Origin of the sequence: Rivularia sp. PCC 7116, from assembly GCF_000316665.1 — a bacterium.
Taxonomy (GTDB): domain Bacteria; phylum Cyanobacteriota; class Cyanobacteriia; order Cyanobacteriales; family Nostocaceae; genus Rivularia.
Window position 1 is genome coordinate 7,829,678 of the sequence record NC_019678.1, and the last position, 20,220, is coordinate 7,849,897.

The 20,220-nt window shown below is 36.0% G+C and carries 14 protein-coding genes and 2 pseudogenes; 9 read left to right on the forward strand and 7 right to left on the reverse strand.

Annotated features, from left to right (window positions below; all coding sequences use genetic code 11):
• Positions 1–21 precede the first annotated feature (21 nt).
• The 4 genes from RIV7116_RS29915 to RIV7116_RS29930 form a co-directional block, all read right to left on the reverse strand.
• A complete protein-coding gene (locus tag RIV7116_RS29915) occupies positions 22–1,344 on the reverse strand; it encodes an MFS transporter (RefSeq protein ID WP_015122086.1) in 1,323 nt (440 codons plus the stop codon).
• A 26-nt stretch (positions 1,345–1,370) separates the two neighbouring features.
• Entirely contained in the window at positions 1,371–2,363 is a 993-nt protein-coding gene (locus RIV7116_RS29920; RefSeq protein ID WP_015122087.1) for an iron-siderophore ABC transporter substrate-binding protein, read from the reverse strand.
• Positions 2,364–2,551: 188 nt separating this feature from the next.
• The gene (locus RIV7116_RS29925; protein WP_015122088.1) at positions 2,552–5,332 is read right to left on the reverse strand and encodes a TonB-dependent receptor domain-containing protein; all 2,781 of its coding nucleotides are present in this window, start codon (positions 5,330–5,332) and stop codon (positions 2,552–2,554) included.
• 176 nt (positions 5,333–5,508) lie between these two features.
• Entirely contained in the window at positions 5,509–6,495 is a 987-nt protein-coding gene (locus RIV7116_RS29930) for a helix-turn-helix transcriptional regulator (protein ID WP_015122089.1), read from the reverse strand.
• 304 nt (positions 6,496–6,799) lie between these two features.
• On the opposite strand from RIV7116_RS29930, the gene RIV7116_RS29935 reads away from it, so the two are divergent.
• From RIV7116_RS29935 to RIV7116_RS29965, 8 genes and pseudogenes are all read left to right on the forward strand, one after another.
• Positions 6,800–7,498 carry an ATP-binding cassette domain-containing protein gene (locus tag RIV7116_RS29935; protein ID WP_015122090.1) on the forward strand — a complete coding sequence of 233 codons (699 nt, stop codon included), beginning with the start codon at positions 6,800–6,802 and terminating at the stop codon, positions 7,496–7,498.
• Positions 7,499–7,620: 122 nt separating this feature from the next.
• A complete protein-coding gene (gene fetB, locus RIV7116_RS29940) occupies positions 7,621–8,415 on the forward strand; it encodes an iron export ABC transporter permease subunit FetB (RefSeq protein WP_015122091.1) in 795 nt (264 codons plus the stop codon).
• 26 nt (positions 8,416–8,441) lie between these two features.
• Positions 8,442–9,623, forward strand: coding sequence for an MFS transporter (locus RIV7116_RS29945; RefSeq protein ID WP_015122092.1), 1,182 nt, complete (start codon positions 8,442–8,444; stop codon positions 9,621–9,623).
• A 313-nt stretch (positions 9,624–9,936) separates the two neighbouring features.
• A pseudogene (locus tag RIV7116_RS36155) lies at positions 9,937–10,017 on the forward strand (biopolymer transporter ExbD); the annotation flags it as partial.
• Positions 10,018–10,353: 336 nt separating this feature from the next.
• Complete coding sequence (locus RIV7116_RS29950; RefSeq protein WP_015122094.1) at positions 10,354–10,917, forward strand: manganese efflux pump MntP family protein; 564 nt, start codon at positions 10,354–10,356, stop codon at positions 10,915–10,917.
• A 457-nt stretch (positions 10,918–11,374) separates the two neighbouring features.
• Positions 11,375–12,376, forward strand: a complete 1,002-nt coding sequence (locus RIV7116_RS29955) for an iron ABC transporter permease (protein WP_015122095.1) — start codon at positions 11,375–11,377, stop codon at positions 12,374–12,376.
• Positions 12,373–13,419, forward strand: a complete 1,047-nt coding sequence (locus tag RIV7116_RS29960; protein WP_015122096.1) for an iron ABC transporter permease — start codon at positions 12,373–12,375, stop codon at positions 13,417–13,419. Before RIV7116_RS29955 ends, RIV7116_RS29960 begins: the two co-directional genes overlap by 4 nt.
• Positions 13,420–13,529: 110 nt before the next feature.
• Positions 13,530–14,348, forward strand: a complete 819-nt coding sequence (locus RIV7116_RS29965) for an ABC transporter ATP-binding protein (RefSeq protein ID WP_015122097.1) — start codon at positions 13,530–13,532, stop codon at positions 14,346–14,348.
• Positions 14,349–14,723: 375 nt separating this feature from the next.
• On the opposite strand, the gene RIV7116_RS29970 is transcribed toward RIV7116_RS29965, so the two are convergent.
• Both RIV7116_RS29970 and xisF read right to left on the reverse strand, forming a co-directional pair.
• Positions 14,724–15,578, reverse strand: coding sequence for a hypothetical protein (locus RIV7116_RS29970; protein ID WP_015122098.1), 855 nt, complete (start codon positions 15,576–15,578; stop codon positions 14,724–14,726).
• A gap of 836 nt (positions 15,579–16,414) precedes the next feature.
• Positions 16,415–17,950 (reverse strand): fdxN element excision recombinase XisF, encoded by a 1,536-nt coding sequence (gene xisF / locus RIV7116_RS29975; protein ID WP_015122099.1) that lies wholly within the window; start codon positions 17,948–17,950, stop codon positions 16,415–16,417.
• Positions 17,951–17,992: 42 nt separating this feature from the next.
• Between xisF and RIV7116_RS29980 the strand changes: the two are divergent.
• A pseudogene (locus tag RIV7116_RS29980) lies at positions 17,993–18,568 on the forward strand (hydrogenase); the annotation flags it as partial.
• Positions 18,569–18,875: 307 nt separating this feature from the next.
• On the opposite strand, the gene RIV7116_RS29985 reads toward RIV7116_RS29980, so the two are convergent.
• Positions 18,876–20,156, reverse strand: coding sequence for a site-specific integrase (locus RIV7116_RS29985; protein WP_232435739.1), 1,281 nt, complete (start codon positions 20,154–20,156; stop codon positions 18,876–18,878).
• Between the last annotated feature and the right edge of the window lie 64 nt (positions 20,157–20,220).

Consider the following 20,220-nt stretch of genomic DNA (forward strand, 5'->3'; position numbering starts at 1 on the left):
ATACTAATAAAATTATTTATATCAATCATCTTCAGTATTAGAATCTGGCACAATAGTTTCCACATTCCGCAGTTGTGGAACAAAATATCCGCTCAAACCAATCAACAATAAACTAATAGAAGAAATCACATATAAAATTGCCATTCCCGCACCTTTCCCAGTACCAAATAAATTACCAAATAAAGGTACAAGATTACCTCCTGGCATCATAGCAGGTTCAAAAACATGGTCGGCTAGTAAAGCCGAAATAAATACAGCAATTGCTGAAACAATTTGTTGAATAACAGATTCGCTAGCAAAAACTCGTCCTTGTAAATCCGGTCTAACTTTACTCAACAATATAGATTTAGAAGAACTTGATAACATCGGGAAATTGAGAGAAGAACAAAATTGAGCGGGGAGCCAAATTATTAACCCTTGTCCCAATCCAAATATTGTTTTACTAACTCCAGCCCCCATCATTCCTAACAGAAAACCATGAATTCTTCGTTTAGAACCACCCCAAATACTTAATATTACAGTTCCCATTACTCCCCCTAATCCAGCAGCAGAAGAAATACTTCCTAATATCCTAGTATCATTATTTGTACGTGCCAAAATCATCGTCGAGTATAAAGTTGCACCAATATCATGAGCAAACCAAAATAAAGAACCAAAAGCAATCACAGCTAAAAGGCTAGGATTTCTTACAAGATAGCGAAAACCGAAGATAATTTCTTGCCAAATCCTGATACTTTTCTCAGATTGAGTTGTTATTTTTGGTTGAGGAATACGTACTTTCAAAATAGTCGCAATGGCGATTGTAAAAGTAATAAAATCAATCAATAAAATCCCATCTAAATTTATTATGTAATAGAGAAAACCGGCAGCGGCTGGAGCAATGATTACTGAACCGTAATGAATTGCAGAATTCATGCTAGTAGCCCTTTGGTAATGTTGTTTTGGTACTAGCATGGAAATTGAAGAGGAATAAGCCAGCGCTTGAACTTCGCTAAATGCTCCATTGACCGCACCAGTTGCATAAATATGCCAAATTTGTAATTGGTCGGTTAAATACAAATAGCCGATAATTATCGTAGATATTGCCGCTACACAATCGGCTATTATTAACAAAAATTTCCGATTTACACGGTCTACAATTAATCCCGATGCTAAGGTAATGAAAATACTGGGAATGAGTTCAAAAAAACTGATTAAAGCAATTGTAGTTACTTGATTTGTCAGTTGCCATGCCCAAATTTTGATAGCAAAATAAGTCATGTAGCTGCCAATATTTGATATTAACTGACCGAACCAAATAATTATAAAATTACGTAGGTTTTGAGGTGCTTGTAATTTTGTCATCCAGATAATTATATTGTTTATTTTTTTTAATTTTTGACATTTTTCTCATTCAGTAAATATTTTTCTAAATCATCTAAAATCGCATTTGCTGATAGAATATTACCAAATATCCAGTAGCTAGAATCAACTGTATATACCTGATTGTTTTTTGCAGCATTCAGTTCTTTCCATAAAGGACTATTTTGATATCTTTTGAAGCTTTCTTCTGCTTTAGGGTCTAATGCTGCGAATAAAACATCTGCATCAAGTAAATCTATACGCTCTAAGCTTACCGATACATAAGAATTGCCTGAAGTGTTAGTAATTTGAGTTTGTTTTTCTGGAATAGATAATCCTACTTCTGAAATAACGCTGACAGGAAATGATAATTTGTTGCGAAATTCTGGGGTTTCTCCGTTATAAAAGCGACTGATAGTAACTGTTTTTTGATTATTTTTATTATTCAAATTCTTTCTTAATACTTCTATCCGCTGTTGATATTTATCTAATAATTGTTGTGCTTGTTTTTGTTTACCCGTAATTTCAGCAACTTGTAATAAAGCATCTTTCCATGCATTGTGACTATATTCAATTGCAACTGTAGGAGCAATATTAGAAAATAATTGATAATTTTGTTCTGTACTAAAAGAAAAACCCAACATTAAATCTGGCTTTAATTTCACTATTTTTTCTAAATTCGGCTCAACTACCTTACCTAAAGAAACTATACCTTCAGCTTGTTCTCCTAATATTTTGATTTTACTACCTGCTAAACTAGGTTTGGGTGCTGCGATTGGTTTTAAATCTAATGCTATTAATATCTCCATCATTTTTTCATCTAAAGCGATGATACGTTTAGGATTGAGAGGTATACAAGTTTCTCCTAAATCGTGTTGAATTGATTTACATTCGGATGTAGCGGAATTAGAATTGAAAATTTGATTCTTTTGAGATGAATAATTATTGCAACCTGTAATTATGACAAATGTAATGCTTGTTAATAAGAATAACTTTAGAAGTTTGAATATTGGTTTTTTCATTATTTGAAAAGAGGGAGTAGGGAATAGGGAATGGGGAATTGGGAATAGTAGAAAATCTTAATTTTAATTTTATAATTTGCAATTGTAGGGTGCGTTATAGCTTTAGCCTAACGCACCAAAATCTTTCTATAATGGTGCGTTGCGCTTTGCGACAACACACCCTACGAATTACGAATTACGAATTATATTTACCAACTCCAACGATAATTTAAAGTAAAAGTTCGACCCCTAGAAGCTGTAGCAAAAGCAGGGTCAAAACCAAAGCTAATTTGGTTGTTAATATTGAAGTATTGGTTATTCAATAAATTACGAACACCCAGACTGAGCGTACCATCACCTAATTTCAAACTACTAATTAAATCCATGAGTAAATAACTATCTATACCGATGGGATCAACGTCTGCATCAAAAGCGCGGTCTCTACTTCCAACATATAATGCTTGCAAACGATTGCTCCATCCTGGTAAAGTTTGATTCTCCACATATGCAGTTAATTTTAAAGGGGAAACTTCATAACCAGTAATGGCAACAAATCCACTTTCTTCTGATTCTTTCAGTTCTCCTTCACTCCAAGTCAATGTACTTCCCAATTTCCATTTGTCGCTTGGTTGCCAATCTACTGCTAATTCAATGCCATAATTACGTTGGGGAGACCTTAAAATACTAAAATTACCAGTGCCAAAGTCTTCAAATTGTACTGATGTTCCTAAAGCTGAATAACTATAAAACCCTGCCAGAGAAGCTTGAAAATTGTTCCACCGTCCGCGAATCCCTAATTCGTAACTATCAACTTTTTGTGGTGCTGATAGTTCCACATCTTCAGCAAAATTGAAACCATCTTCAGGACGCTGTAATATTCGTGAAATATTGGGAAGTGAAAATCCTTGAGCAAAGTTAGCAAATACACTTACTTCTGGAGTTGCTTTGTAGACTACACCAGCATTAAACACTACATCATCTAAGGTTTTATCCCCACCAGTAGCAGATGCTCCAGTTCTTCCATCCACCCAATTATCGACTACCGATACATTAAAATTTTCGTAACGGACTCCACCACTAAGAGATAAACGTTCGCTTGCATCCCACTTTAACTGAGAGAATAAACCTAAGTTTTCAATATCATAAGGTGCAATCCGAATCACTTCGCCAATTTTTCGCGCTCTTCTACCACCACTACTGTCAAATTCATCAATATCAAATACATCGAAATTACCTTCGCTCTCTTCATTAGAATAATCCGCACCCCACAGCACGCTGACATTATCTGATAAAAATGTATTCAACTGTAAACGTCCACCGAATCTTTCTGCTGTCACCACCGAACGACCAATATCTAAAGGATCTTGGGGACGAAACTGACGATTCTCAAAAAGATTGGAAGCTGTTTTTGTTTGACGGTAATAAGCTTGCGCTTTGAGCGAACTGTTGAGAATATCGTTGTGAGTATAGTCGAAACTAATCACAGTTCCTCGGTTAAAAGGGTCGGCAGAATCAATAAAATCAATTGGTATATCTAAAAAACGTGCTTTTTCGAGATTTGCAGAAGTCTCGTCTAACTGTCCCTCTTGACTTTGAGAATCATTGAAATGATTTGCTGTAATTTGCAATCTTTGTTGCGAACCTAAGTCAACACCCAGCTTACCAAAAACGTTGATAGAAGTACTATCTGATTCCGAGTCAGCAAACAAAGGAATCCTGTCTCCTTCTGCATCGAATGGTGTTCCAAAACTATCGCGGGTAAAAGATGCAACAAAATCTACATCTCCTTGTTTACCGGAAATTCCGTAATTTAAAAAGTTACCAAAACTACCAGATTTAAAATTACCTACAGAACGAACTCCAATTTCCGCTTCTGATACAACTCTATCTTGGTTTGGCTTACGGGTGATGATATTAATTACCCCACCTGCTGCTCCATCACCATAAGTAGCACTCGGTCCTCTAATTACTTCTATTCGTTCAATTGCATCAGTATCAATCCGACGTAAATTTGCAACTGAGGTATCATTATCGATATTCGAGGTAATTGGTACCCCATCGACTAATACTAAAGGTTGTCTTCCTCGCAAAGTCTGAGTAAAACTTGCTTGTGATTCAGAACTTGGACCTAAACCAGGAACGGTATTCGCAAGTATCGATGTTAAATCGCGGTTGACGGTAGTTTGTTCCTCAATTTCTTCTCGGGTTATTACCGTCACCGAACGTGCTACTCTCTGTACATCTTCTTCAGTACGTGAGGCTGTTACGATTAACTCAATGGATTCGTCATCGGTTGTTGGTTGTTCGGGTTTTGTTGATGGAGTTTCACTTTGAGCAGGTTTCTCTTCTTCCGGTTTTGGAACAGGTTTCTGTGCTGTAGAAGCAGTAGGTGCTAATCCAAATATCAAACCTTCTCCACTGTCGAATAATTCAATTTTCGGTAATCCTGATTCACCCTTGACTGCAATCCTGACAGTATTTGCATTCAAGTTAGTTACAATAATTTCAGTAATTCCCTGTAGAGGTTTTTCTTGAGTGAATTCAAATGTATCACCCGATGCTTGCTGTAATTGAGCGTTGGGAATATCGGCTATAAAACTATTGTCAATGCTACGATTTACTACCTGTAACTGTCTTGCTTGAGGTGTCTGTAAAATTATTTCTAAACCTTTATCTGTTGAATTGGTTTTAACTCCAGTAATTGGTATAATACTTCTTTGGGATGGTGCTGGATTTTGTACCAGCATTTGAGCGTTAGTTACGGGAAATTCAATTTCATCAAGCTGAAGAATATTTTTACCTGCTTCATCCAACTTTATTCTTTTTTCCGAACTTGCTGTTTTTACTTGAAAATTTCGGGGTCTTCGAGAAACTACTCCAGATTTATTAATTCTACCTTTTTGATATTCTTCACTTCTAGCGGGAGTACCGATGAGAAAAACAATCCCGCTAGTCAAAAGCAAGCTTTGAAACAACTTATCTAACTTCATTAATCTCCCCACACCAAATAATAATACTTACTCGTATCCAGCCAGACAGTAGATGCTCAAATAATCTTTTGTGACTGTAAATAACAGCCTTATCAATAACTATTGTCAGTAATCTTACGGCAAGTAAAGGAAAAACTGAAGTCCTAAATCTTCTCTAAACGGAATTTAAACCTGCTCTAAACGGAATTTTTCCGGGAATAAACGCTGGGATTCACACCAAACTTCTTGCGAAAAGCAGTCATAAAAGCACTGTGGCTGGAATAACCTACAGTTCGAGCGACTTTATTCACAGCATTTGCTTCTAAAAGCAATTCTTTGGCTCGTTCCATGCGATAATCGTGCAAATAACCAAAAACAGTTGTACCGAATATTTGCTGAAAACCTTTTTTAAGAGTGCAGTCATTAAGATTTACTTGTCGAGCTAGTGATAATAATGAGGGTGGATTACTAAAGTTGTTAATGATAATATCTCTCGCTTGATAAATACTATCTATCTGTTCCGGTTTGAGATTCGTAGTTGAATTTAACGCTTTAGTATTCTGCAAATCTTCCAAACGTAAAGCCATTAATTCTAATACTTTACCTTCCAAATAAAGCTGTTTTGTTAAACCTTGATAGGGACAATTTAAAATCTGACGCAACACAGTTTGCATTTGTGGTGTTGTTCTACCAACTTGAAAGTAATTTATATCGACATTTTTAATAACATCTTGAAAATTATCAGGTAATATATCCAAATAAGACAATACCAAACTTTCAAAGAATGAATATTCGATATGAATATCTATTTTTAAGATTCTTTCCTGAGCAAGCCATTCTTTCGTGTTACTTTCATCTGTATCTGAGTCAAGCGATATAAAATTTTGTCCTGAGTTGAGATTTGTATCGTAACTATTACCAAAAATACCAAAACCTAATTCTAAAAAAGTACATGGTTGAGTTGGGGAAGTTTCAACAACTAAGTTTTCTTGTAATTGATAATCTTCTACCAAAAGCGAGATTCCCGGACGCAGGTGAAACCAACTTCGACAACCATAACTAATTCCTTTAGGGTCATACAGTTGAAATTCGTAAGTCTTTGGTTGAAACTGGTTTTGATTATCTAGTGAATTTAAAGGTAATAAGCGATAACAATCTGCTGATTCTTTGAGAAAAAGAGTCATTTTAATTTTGGATTTTGGATTTTAACAACGGATGCTTTTAACAACAGATGAATTTTTTGGATTGACCCCCTAGAAAAATTTGGGGCTTAAACGTTTTAATTCAAATTCTTATAATACTAGATGAGAAATAATATCATTAATTTTAAGATTGTAATAGTGTCGAGGATTACAGATATTTTTGGAGATATAGGAAAGAATTATCCACCCAGCATAATACCCGTATTTGTTAAATAAATTTTAAAGATAAAAACTTGCAATTAGCTGATAAGGTTAGTTTATCAGGTTGCTAAAATAACGTTTAGCCATGAAAACTCAACAAACCCAAAACCGGGCTGCTGAAACATTAGTATCTCCTCGAACACCGATTCTTTCAGTACGAGGTTTGGGTCGGAAAATCGATAAATACTGGATTTGGCGTAATTTAAATTTTGAATTATTTTCGGGTGAAAAAGTCGCTGTCTTGGGTGCTTCGGGTTCGGGTAAAAGTCTACTTTTGCGAACTCTAGCGGGACTTGACCAAATACAAGCAGGAAAGATTATATTTCAAGGAAAAAATATTAATAATTGGCATTTACCTAAATATCGTTCCCAAATTATCTACCTCCACCAACGTCCAGCTTTATGGGAAGGAACTGTAGAATCAAATTTAAAGCAAGTTTATGGTCTCAAAATCAATCGTCATCTAGCTTATAACCGTGCTGCAATTTTAAATTACTTGCAAATTTTGCATAAAAACGATGACTTTTTAAAGCGTCGAGTAAACGCAATTTCTGGAGGTGAAGCTCAAATAGTTGCTTTTTTACGAGCATTACAACTTGCTCCTAAAATACTGTTACTCGATGAACCAACTGCTTCATTAGATGCTCAAACTGCTGGTAGTTTAGAAGCTTTGGTGAGTGCTTGGCAAGCCGAAGCCCCACTACGAGCTTATCTGTGGACGAGTCACGACCCAACACAGTTGGAGCGAATTACTAATCGTCAGATTCGTCTTCGATTTGATTAAAGGGAGTAGAAAAAATTCGTAATTCGGGTGGATGTCCCTCCGGGACACGCTACGCTAACGTAATTCGTAATTAAAGCTGTTCCCTATCCCCTATTCCCTATATTAATTTTGCACTGTTACTTATGGATAACTATATTTCTATTAGCTACGGTCAATTGGCTTTAGCTACTTTATTTATTATTATCAATGTTTGTCTTTCTCTAGCGCTACGGTTGGGATTAACTAAAAGCTTGGTAATAGCATCGCTGCGAATGATAGCGCAATTATTGCTAGTAGGTTACGCTTTGCAATGGGTATTTACTCTACAAAACCCATTATTGATATTACTTGTAGCTGTTACCATGACTACCATCGCCGCCCTGTCAAGTGTAAACCGTACCCGCAGGCGATTTTCTAGTATTTATTGGAATAACTTTGTCTGTTTGTTAAGCGCTTCATTTTTGGTGACAGGATTAACGGTAAATGGAATTATTCGCGTTGAGCCTTGGTACGATCCGCAATATTTAATTCCTTTACTGGGTATGGTTTTAGGAAACGCACTCACGGGTACATCTCTAGCGCTAGATAAATTTATGGAAGATTTGAGCAGTAAACGCGAGCAAATCGAAGCATTGTTGACGTTGGGTGGGACTCGTTGGGAGGCAGCACACGAAACATTAAAAGAAGCGTTGCGGACGGGGATGATTCCCACAATTAATTCAATGATGGTGATGGGGTTAGTTAGTCTGCCGGGAATGATGACAGGTCAGATATTGGCTGGGGCTAGTCCTACTGATGCCGTGCGCTACCAGATTCTAATTATTTTTACGCAAGCTTCGGGAACTGCTTTGGCTACGATTGGGGTGTTAACTTTAGCGTTTTTTGCAGTGTTTAACCGACAGCATCAGTTGAGTGGGGATCTAATTTGGAGTTCGTGATTAGTTGATAAGGGATATAGATTAAAGTGACAAAGCAAATTTTTAATAACATTCCGCGTAATGTCTGGATTTTAGGTTTTGTCAGCCTCTTGACAGATGTCAGTTCCAAGATGATTGAATCGGTGCTACCTCTATTTCTAGTTTCGACACTAGGAGTAAATTTGCTAACGGTTGGTTTGATTGAAGGAATTGCAGAATCAACAGCTTCGATATTAAAAGTTTTTTCGGGAGCCTTAAGCGATTACTTCGGACAACGTAAAAAACTTACTGTGGCTGGGTATGGTTTATCCACTTTAGTTAAACCTTTATTTGCCTTAGCGACAAGCCCAGCTTGGGTATTGATGGCTCGTTTCGGTGACAGAGTTGGTAAAGGAATTCGTGTAGCTCCCCGCGATGCTTTAGTTGCAGATGCTACCGATAAAGCTCATATTGGTGCTGCTTACGGTTTACGTCAGTCTCTTGATACAATTGGTGCATTTACAGGACCATTGGCTGCATTTGTGCTGATGTCTGCTGGGAGAGAAAACTTTCGTTTAGTTTTTTGGTTAGCTTTAATTCCAGGTATTTTAGCAGTAGCTTTGCTAGCTCTTGGCGTACAAGAGCCAAACAGTAGCGTGAATAGAATGCAGAATAATCCCCTACGCTGGAATACTTTACGTAGTTTAGGTAGAAACTACTGGGGATTAGTGGCAGTTGCATTATTATTTAATTTAGGAAATTCTAGCGATGCTTTTCTACTACTCAAAGTGCGGCAAGCTGGAGTATCAAATTTATTCGTACCCTTAACAATATTTGTTATAAATCTAACTTACAGCTTAAGTGCATATCCAGTTGGATTGATATCCGATCGCATCGGAAGGTTGAGGTTGCTTGTAGGAGGTTTCTCTTTATATGCTCTGATATACTTGGGCTTCGCTTTTAGTTATACTCCCTGGCAAGTATGGGGATTATGTGCATTGTATGGATTACATCAAGGCATGAGCAAAGGAATATTATTGGCATTGGTAGCAGATAGAGTTCCATCTAATCTACGCGGTACTGCCTTTGGGTTTATCAACCTCGCGACAGGTGCTGCACTTCTTCCTGCGAGTCTTTTAGCAGGTAGTTTGTGGGAGTCAATCGGTTCGGAAGCAACTTTTATTACTGGAAGTCTTTTTGCTATTTTGGCAGCTGCATTACTGCTAATAATTCATCGGAACGAACAATAGAGCAATATCAGAATACAGTAAAAGCAGAAGTAAAACCCGAACAACATTTGATAGTGGTATTGAATGCATATGAAGGGGTGATATCATGTCCGGTTAAACAGTTATCATATCTGTGAAGGCTGAGTAATAAGTAATAAGTAATAAGTAATAAGTAATAAGTAATAAGTAATAAGTAATAAGTAATAAGTAATAAGCAATAAGTAATAAGTAATAAGTAATAAGTAATAAGTAATAAGCAATAAGTAATAAGTAGTAGATAATAACCGCCATCTTTTCACTAGAGTTATATCGTAAGTAATTAGCCGGACTTAATATGAATCACGGAAAGATTGTCGCGGTGATGGATAAAGTGCGATTGGTTAAAGGTGCAAAATTGGCGATTGCCACTAAAAAAATAATTGAATCAATCGTATTATTGTCAGTTTTGTGTCGATTTACCACCGAATGTCCCAGAAGTCGCAATGCTGCGTCTCCTTACAATTATACGTCTCTTTAAATACTCCTTAAATTAAAGCCTAAACTCGGACTATATATCGGTAAATAATTTTATTTTTTTCAACAAACAGTAAATTTTCAGTCTACTAGTTTATGTCATCTTGCCAAACGTTATTAAATCAACTAGCTTTCAATAATAATGAATAAAATATGAAATAACAATGAGATAAAGATGATAATTAATATTAATAAAATAGACTATAATTCAAAACTATAACTATGTTTTATTTAACAAATGGAACTATCAAGCTCAATTTTACTCGCTTTTGGATTAGCTGCTGATGCTTGTGCGGTGTCTCTGAGCAGTGGTTTAACTATTAGACATATCAAAATGTATAAAGCGATTAAAATAGCACTTTTCTTCGGTATTTTTCAAGCTATTATGCCTTTAATAGGTTGGTTAGCTGGACTAAGTATCAGAAGTTTTGTTCTTCGTTTTAATCATTGGATAATTTTTGGTATACTTGTCTATCTTGGTGGAAAGATGATTTTTGAATCATTTGCAGATAGCAATAATGATGAAAAACCAAAATTTAATTGTTTAGAAATTTATACGTTAATAGCATTATCAATTGCCACTAGTATTGATGCTTTTGCAGCGGGATTGGGATTATCAATTTTAAAAAGCTCTATTTTATTGACGGCTACCGTGATTGGATTTATTACTTTTACTTTGTCTTTTATCGCAGTTTATATTGGCCATTTTTGCGGTGATATGTTTAAACAAAAAGTAGAAGTAATTGGTGGGGGTAGCTTAATTTTTCTGGGAACAAAGATTTTAATTGAAGCTTTTGTATAGTTCTACAGTATTCCTAAATCATTGATTATCATCAATAAACCCGGTTTTCGTAAAAAACCGGGTTTAGTTTGTCTTAAATTAATGCAACATGGATACAAGCTTTAAATCTAGAGAATTGTTCGAGCTAGACTTATGGAAGATGGAAGATTTGAGCTTATGCTGTATGCAAATAGTATTTTTGATAAAAATTCTTGATAAATTGTAAGAAATATACTAGATTAATCAAATATATTGAGAAAGAATAGCAATAATTTAAAATGTTATTTAATTTAGTAGCCTATTTTTATGAAGAAAGAATTGTTATATCAAGTCGCAGATTTAGTGTAAGGCTTATATAAAGCTTAATTTCCTATTTGAAGTTTATTATCCCAAGATTTTTTCATCGCTACTAAATGTAAATTATTATGAATAACGGATTTACAAGCGGGTGAATAAACCAATTTCCACACAAACCCATATGCAGATACTATCGCGTACTAAACCCGTAATTGGCTTAATAGTCGGATGTCTAGTACTTATAATCTTTCTTTTTGTTAGTGTTTCCTACGGTGCGGCTGATATTTCTTGGCAAGGTGTTTATGATTCGCTAGTATCCTTCGATGGTTCGAGAGAACATCTAATTATCCGTACTGTAAGATTACCGCGCTCCTTGCTAGCAATGCTAGTAGGAGCTTCGATATCTACTGCTGGTGCGATTATGCAAGGTATCACTCGTAACCCTTTAGCAGATCCAGGAATACTAGGAATTAATGCAGGTGCGGCGTTTGCGGTGGTGATGGCAATATTTTTATTCGGTGCTTCGTCGCCAAGTTTTTATGTTTGGTGTGCCTTTGCTGGTGCGGGAATTACTGCGGTAAGTGTGTATTTTTTAGCTTCTTTAGGTAGAAGCGGGATTACTCCACTTAACTTAACTATTTCTGGTGCGGCGATTAGCGCTTTCCTTGCTTCTCTCACCACTGGGATATTAATTGTTAGTCAAAGTACTCTCGAAGAAATTCGCTTTTGGTTAGCGGGTTCTTTAGCTGGTGCGGATACAAGTCTGATTCTGCAAATTTTGCCTTATGTCTGCATCGGCATGATATTGACGTTGATTATTTCTAAACAAATCACAATTTTGAGTTTGGGTGAAGATATTGCTAAAGGCTTAGGGCAACAAACCGCATGGGTGAAAATCCTTGCTGCTGTATGTGTTTTGCTGTTAGATGGTAGCGCGATCGCAGTTGCCGGAGCGATTGGATTTATCGGTTTGGTGGTTCCTCATATTGTTCGGTTTATCGTAGGAACAGATTACCGTTGGATTTTACCTTACAGCGCTTTATTTGGTGCCATATTGCTTTTAGCATCCGATATTGCAGCTCGATTAATTATTAAACCGCAAGAAATCCCCGTAGGTATTATGACAGCTTTAGTTGGTGCGCCATTCTTCATTTATTTAGCTAAAACCAAGGTGAACAAATGAAGACAAGTACAATCGTTTTTCGCTCTAGATTACTTCCGATTTCTTTCCGCCTCAAAAAGCGCGTTCCCATAGTCTTATTAATTTTAATTCTGATTACCTTAACCGCAATGGTAATGAATACTTCCTTTGGGGAATATCCTATTCCACCGCTTGCAGTTATTCAAACCGTCTTGGGTATAGATACGGGAAATGCAGATTATGGCTTTGTAATTAACACTTTACGCTTACCAAGAACCCTTACTGCTTGTCTTGTAGGTATGGCTTTAGCGATTTCCGGCACTATTATGCAAGGTATAACTCGGAACCCTCTTGCCGATCCAGGAATTATTGGTATTAATGCCGGTGCAAGTTTAGCAGCGGTCACTTTGATTGTATTATTACCAAATGTACCTGCGGGAATATTGCCTATAGTTGCTTTTATCGGTGCTTTGATAGCTTCGTTATTAATTTATTTTCTAGCTTGGGATAGAGGTACCCATCCGGTACGTTTAATTTTAATAGGTGTGGGAATTGCGGCGGTAGCTAGTGCTTTTACAAATTTGATGGTGACATTTGGCGATATTTATAATGTTAGTCAAGCATTAGTATGGTTAGCGGGAAGCGTTTACGGACGCAGTTGGGAACAACTTTTTTCATTACTACCTTGGTTAATTGTTTTTATACCCTTAGCTTTTATAAATGCACCACAATTAAATGCTTTGAATTTAGGAGAAGACATAGCTAAAGGTTTGGGTAGTAAAGTTGAATGGCAACGGAGTTTTTTATTATTAATTAGTGCTGCATTATCGGGAGCAGCAGTAGCGACAGCAGGAACAATTGGATTTGTAGGATTAATAGCACCTCATATAGCTCGTCAATTAGTAGGAAATATTCATGAAGGATTAATTCCCGTAGCTGCAATGACAGGAGCAATGATTGTAGTTATAGCTGATTTTTTAGGAAGAATTTTATTTGCTCCCATAGAACTTCCTTGTGGAATTATTACTGCTGTGATTGGTGCGCCTTATTTTGTTTATTTGTTAGTTAGGAGTAGGAGGAAATGAGAGGGGGAAGAGGGGGTAGAAAATAATTTCTCACTCATAACTATTCCCAATGCCCAATGCCCAATTACCCATTACCCATTACCCATTACCTATTACCAATTTTATTATAAATGAAATTAGAAACTAAAACTCACTACCAACTCTCAACCAAAAATCTCACATTAGGTTACGAAAATACAAATATAATTAAAAATATCGATTTAAGCATACCTCAAGGAAAAATTACCGCTTTGGTTGGTGCGAATGGCTGCGGTAAATCTACATTGTTGCGGGGTTTAGCAAGACTGTTAAAACCCTTTCACGGAACTATTTATTTAGATTCTAGCGACGTATTTGAATTATCGACAAAAGCCGTTGCGAAAAAGTTAGGAATTCTTTCTCAATCACCAGTTGCACCGGAAGGTTTGACTGTAAAAGATTTAGTTGCTTGCGGACGATATCCTTATCAAAATTGGTTGCAGCAATGGACTAAGGAAGATGAACGTTTTGTGGATATAGCTTTAGAAACTACTCGAATGAAAGAGTTTGCAGAACGGGAATTAGATACTCTTTCTGGGGGACAGCGACAGCGAGCTTGGATTGCAATGGCTTTGGCTCAAGATACTGATATTTTACTATTAGATGAGCCGACAACTTTTTTGGATTTAGCGCATCAAATTGAGGTGTTAGATTTGCTGTGGGAATTGAATCAAAATCAAGGACGAACTTTGGTAATGGTATTACACGATTTAAACCAAGCTTGTCGCTATGCTGATTATTTAGTAGCAGTTAATAAAGGGAATATTTATACACAAGGTAAACCGGAAGATGTGATGAATGAAAAGATGGTTTTAGATGTGTTTGGGTTGGAATGTAAGATTATACCCGATCCAGTTTCGGATACTCCGATGTGCCTTCCAATTGGTAGGAAGGGTAAGTATAATTCGTAATTCTGTTGGAGTCGATTCAATTAGAGATTCTGCTTCGTTATTCATTTGTGCTGAAGCAATATTATTACTCAAACTAGAAAAAATGAAGAGGATAATAGCAAGGTGATAAATAGAATGAATCATTTTAATTACTAAAATCAAAATATTCTCAACAGATTGTTTATTCAGCAGGTGAATTCGATTCCCCTGGTGGTGGAGTTACAGGTTTTGGAGGTGTTACAGGTTTTGGAGGTGTTACAGGTTTTAGTGGAGTTACAGGTTTTGGAGGTGTTTTAGGTTTTGGAGGTGTTTTAGGTTTTGGTGGAGTTACAGGTTTTAGTGGAGTTACAGGTTTTGGAGGTGTTTTAGGTTTCGGAGTTGTGGGTTTTAGAGGTGTTAAAGGTTTTGGAGTACGTTTTGGCTGGGGTTGATTTTCCCTGAATTTCTTGTTATAGAACCAGGACTTGATAGTGCTGGAGAACCTTCAATATCATCATTGCTTATACTTCCAGTGTTTGTATTTCCTCCGTCTGCAATAATTCGAGAATTTTCACTACTATTACCAGAACCTTCATCAATAGGTTTTGAGTTAATTGGTTTTTCGATAGTACGATTTCCTTCGTTATTTCTAATATAACCAGGATTTTCATCCGATGGTGAAGTCTCATCGTCAGGAGATTCTCCAGATATTACAGGTGAAGAGTTATCGGTATTATCTGCAATTGTATCTGTAGGAATGGGAGTATCGGGTTTTGATGCTTCTGAGACTGGTTTTTCGGGTGATTCTTCTAGCTTCTTTTCTATATTTTTGGGAATATCTTCTTTGATGTCAGATTGAATATCCGGAGACTCTACCTTTGGTTTAGCAACTGTTTCGGAATTTGTTATTTCTGGTTTAACAACAGGTGGTTGTATGATTGCTTGCTCTGGTGGTTCTATTAATGTCGTTTGAGTATCTTGAGGAGTTTGAGTAATTTGAGCGACTGATTGCGATTGTTCAACTGGAGAAGTTTCTTCAGGTTTTACCGATGGTTCTGAAGTCGGTGGTTTTTCTTGTTCTGGTTCGTCAATAACAATAATTTCAATCGGTTCATCTGCTTCGACGAATTCTTTTTCCTTAAATAAATATGGTAAGAAAATAATACCGATTATATGAGCTACAATTGAAGCCGCAAAACAATAGACCAGAAATTTATTTAGTTTTTTCGATTCTTTTTCGTGCTGTTCTATACAAATTTGCGATATGCTCATATTTCACTCCTTATTCCATCTTAAGAACAACCACCATTACTTATTTAATATTGTCTAAATAGTAATTATTGCAACTAAAATATAGATGATTCTAAAAAACTCGAATAAATAAACTCTCAGTAAATTAGTTACATATCTATTGCTAATAATTCTCAATATATCTTTTATGGATTGAAGTATCAATAGATATTTTTTCCTAGCTCTTTTAGTTTTTAAAGTATAAAATAAATTCAAAAAAGGACTGAAATATTTTAAGTACCTCCGGCGCAACCTTGGGGTATGTGCTAAGCGTCTCAAAATATTATTTTTTTATTTAATGAGTTTTAAACTCAGGTGGTGAAGTTTCAAAAAATACATTACCGCTCAAACCTTATTCCTCCGGTGGTACTTACTTCGTTTATAACAGAAGATAGATACGTTTAATTATTGGCTTGCACTTTTAGGTAAACGGCTAAGAGCAAGCTTAATTAAGATTATGAAGTCAAAGATTTGATGGCAGATTAGCAGGATTGCTGTTGATAGTAATTCTCATAATTTTATTTATATATTTTCCGTAAGTGAAGAAATATACACTTTTGCTTAAAGTTGAGTTTTTGTCTTTGATAGTGAGTATTGATTCATTCAAGTTTTATATTCTAATACTGTCCACTGCGATACAAACAATACTCATTTTCCAATCAAAAAATTACATAGTTCACTTTTAACAAAAAATTTCACATTTAGAGTTAATCTAATATTGAATTGAGAAAGCGCCAAGCCACATGCAAATAGAAACCGATAAAGAATTTTGGACAAGACAACTTAAAGAATGGCGCGAACTAGTTAAAAAAAGGGAATTAGAGAAACTCAATCCCTGCAACAACTCGTTTGTCAATAATAATGCGACGAACAAACCTGTTTAGTATCCGCTTCTTATCATCTGGTGTCCTAGTTTCCCAAAATTCGCGATCGCAAAACATTTGGGATAATTCTTCTCTTACTAATAAACTGCGTGTCGTTACCTTTTCGTCCAGGGTGAGAATACTAGCTATTTGTTCGCGAATGCCATCTTTCGCTTTTTCGACAAAGGGATTATTGGCTAATTTTTCCAATCCTGCTAAAGTCTCCCTCAATTCTTTAACTTCTGGGGGTTCTTCACGTTTCTCTGACTCTAAACTCACCATCCCAGCCAGTCTAGTAGCTTCTTTTACTAGTAAATCTGCAATTTGTTCGTCGAGATTATCGCTGCGAATCATTTCTTTCCGGTTGCATCTTCCCAAGGGAAAATAACTGCATTGATAATAGTGGATTAAGTTACCTCCCCTTTTAAGTTGTCCGGATGTCCGAGTCAATGCTCCCCCGCAGTTAGAGCATTTTAATAAATTGGCGAAAGCATTGACTCTTTTGCTACCAACCCAACGATTATTAGCATTAGAGCGAATAGTCTTTTTAACTTGTTCGTGCTGCTCGCGGCTAATAATCCCTTCATGGGTATCCCAATTACAATCCCATCGATCAAAATGATTTAATTGCTTTCCCGATGGACTTTTAGTTGTCACGTTAAAAGGAGTTCCCCCAGCGTTAACAGGATTAACCAAAAAATTCTTTAATCCAGATGCAGACCATTGTAGACTTCCCCAAGGATATCTTTTAAAAGTACTCTTCTTACTTGACGAAAAATCAGCGACTTCTAGATTTTCTCTATCGATTACGTGCTTGCTAGTTTTCTTACGGCTTCGAGCTTCTACTTTATTAAGAGTGCCAAACATTTTATTCAGAGTGTCGCAGGTTTTACGGACGCTACCACATTGATTAAACACTTGAAAAATAAATAAAGCTAATTCCCAAACTCGAAAACATCGCTTTCCTTCCAACAAACAAACACACCAACTTTCATCTCTGACATAGCTATCGTTAACCACCTTCCATCCCAAAGGAGCAAACCTATGGCTTTTTCTTTGTGCCATTCGATGCTTGCGTTCGGCACTGACGCGACTGGATAACATTTTTATCTCAAATTTGGATGCTGCGAGCAAAATATCCACAGTTAATTCCCCACCCAAACTTTCTGTATCAATAGTTTGGTCGAGAGCTATTAACTTTATATTTTTACTCCGTAATACTTCCATTAAGGCGTAAAATAATTTGGAAGAACTACCGATGCGGTCAATTCTCGTTACCACAAGTTCCCTAACCCTACCTTTAGTTGCTACTTTCAAATCATCGATCAGTTGTTGTAGCCCTTCGCGAACTTCAGTGGTACGACTTTGAATATCCCAATAAAAACGCGCGCATCCGGAATTTTTGCCTCTTTCCAATTGTTTTCTTAACGCATCTCTGTCTTCTTGCTGCTCGATACTAGATACTCGACCGTAAAACCATCTTTGATTCATGACAATTTAGTTTCTGTTTTTTTGTTTTATAGAGAATATACTATGTCATTTCTAAACGCCGAAGAACCAACAGCGGTCGATTTAGTAACTGACTTTGGCGTTAATATGCTATGGCACCCATCTTTAGGCTTAGAGTTGGGTATCGAATTACAAACAATGTTGTGGGAATGTCTTTTAGGTAAAAAACCTCTGGACGTTCTAGTTTTTGAAGGTACTGTAATTAATGGTCCCAACGGTACTGGAGAATGGAATCGCTTCGCAGATCGTCCTATGAAAGATTGGTTGAGCGATTTGGCTCAAGTTGCCAATTTTGTTGTAGCGGTGGGTGACTGTGCTTGCTGGGGAGGAATTCCCTCAATGGCACCAAATCCCACCGAATCAATGGGGTTGCAATATCTGAGGAGAGAAGAAGGGGGATTTTTAGGTAAAGACTTTCGAGCCAAGTCTGGTTTACCCGTGATAAATATTCCTGGTTGCCCAGCTCACCCGGACTGGATTACTCAAATTTTGGTCGCGATCGCAACTGGTAGAATCGGCGATATTGTTCTTGATGACCTGCATCGTCCCCAAACCTTCTTTAATACATTTACGCAGACTGGTTGTACAAGAATTATTCACTTACTAAGCTAAAGCTATTAATATATAAAGATTGCAGAGATTTAAGATAATCACTTGATTAATAGTTGGCTAAAAAAAGTCATGTTCAGAAAGTCAAATCAACTTTAAAAGCCGAATCTAATTAATATTTTTTTTACTCAATATTTACTAAATATTTACTAAATACTCCTTCAAAAAAATAAATTAAATAATGGTAAGTATATGTACATAAAATTATCTATACTGTCTAATTTAAAAAATATAAGAATAAAAAAAATGACCATTATACTAGGTCACTCTTATAGATTTAGTTATAATATATTCAATCTTACTTAAATGGAATACATAAGCGCAATCTACTATTTTCTAGCTCTAACTCAGTTATTCTTTCTGTAGCTAATCGTAATTTATATTTTAACTGCTCTACCTCGCTTATTTCTTCAAATGCTTGGTTGAAAGCTTTTCTTCTATTTTCTAATCCAAACCATTTTTGATAAACTTTAGTATGCATTTCAACAGAATGACCTAAATTATCTGCTGCGGCTTTAATAGGTATTCCTTGTAAATGCGCTCTAATTGCACAAGCATGACGTAAATCGTATGGTGTAAATGGAATACCTACTATTCTAAAATTTCTAGAAATTAAATCTATTTTTCTTCGCTGTTTTTCATTATCACCATCACAGAAAAAATCTTTTTTAACCCAATCGAAAACTGATTGATTTTTTAACTCAAAAAGCTCAATCCACTCAGGTACAAAAGGGAAAACTTCCCTATAACCTGTTTTATTATCACTTCCCACTTTGAAAGTGCTATTCTTATTGTCAGGAGATATTAACCAATACAAATTCGAGTCATTGATTATTTCTCTAGGTCTTAATCCGTATACAGCGATTAAACCATAGAAAAATTGATATATTTTCCATCTGTCTTTTCTGGCTTGCTCGATAAATTTAGCCGACTCGTAATGCTTTTTAAATTGCGAAGCATAAACTTGTATCTCATCATCAGATGGTATATATCTTTGCTTAACTTGCTTTTCTAGGAATAAATCAGAAAAATCAACAGATATATCTAATAGGTTGCAAACAATAGATGCTACAGAAATTGCCTTAATTCTTGTTGAGTAAGTATCGGCTTTCAAAATTAATTCTCTAAAGTTATTCTTAGTAATTGATAAATCACTTAAAAATCTTTGTCTATATACTTTTTTATGTCCTTGTATAGTTCCTATACTTTTACGAGTTTTTTTTCGATTCTGAAAATAAAGTTTTTCAAACATTTCATAAAACTCTCTAAAAGTGATTCCTTGATTTCTTTTTGTATTAACCCCTAGATATTTATCAGTCCAGGTAAAAGTCTGACGAGCAATTAACTTACCTAACTCATAAGCTTCTTCTTCAGCAGTTTTTAAACCATCAAAATTTGCTGGAATTCCCAAGCTTATGGTGTATTGTCTTCTACTCCTACCCTGTTTATGGGTATCACCAGGTTTTAAAGGTAGAGTAGCTCTAAGCTGTATACCTCCTCCAATAGAAACTAAGCTTACCTTAGTTTTACCAGACTTAAGCCTGGAATTGATTTGGTCTAATTCTTGATTCAACTTCATCTCAAAGTGTTTCTGAGTAGCATCTGCTATTTTTTTCATTCCTCTATAAGAACCGTCGCAAGTA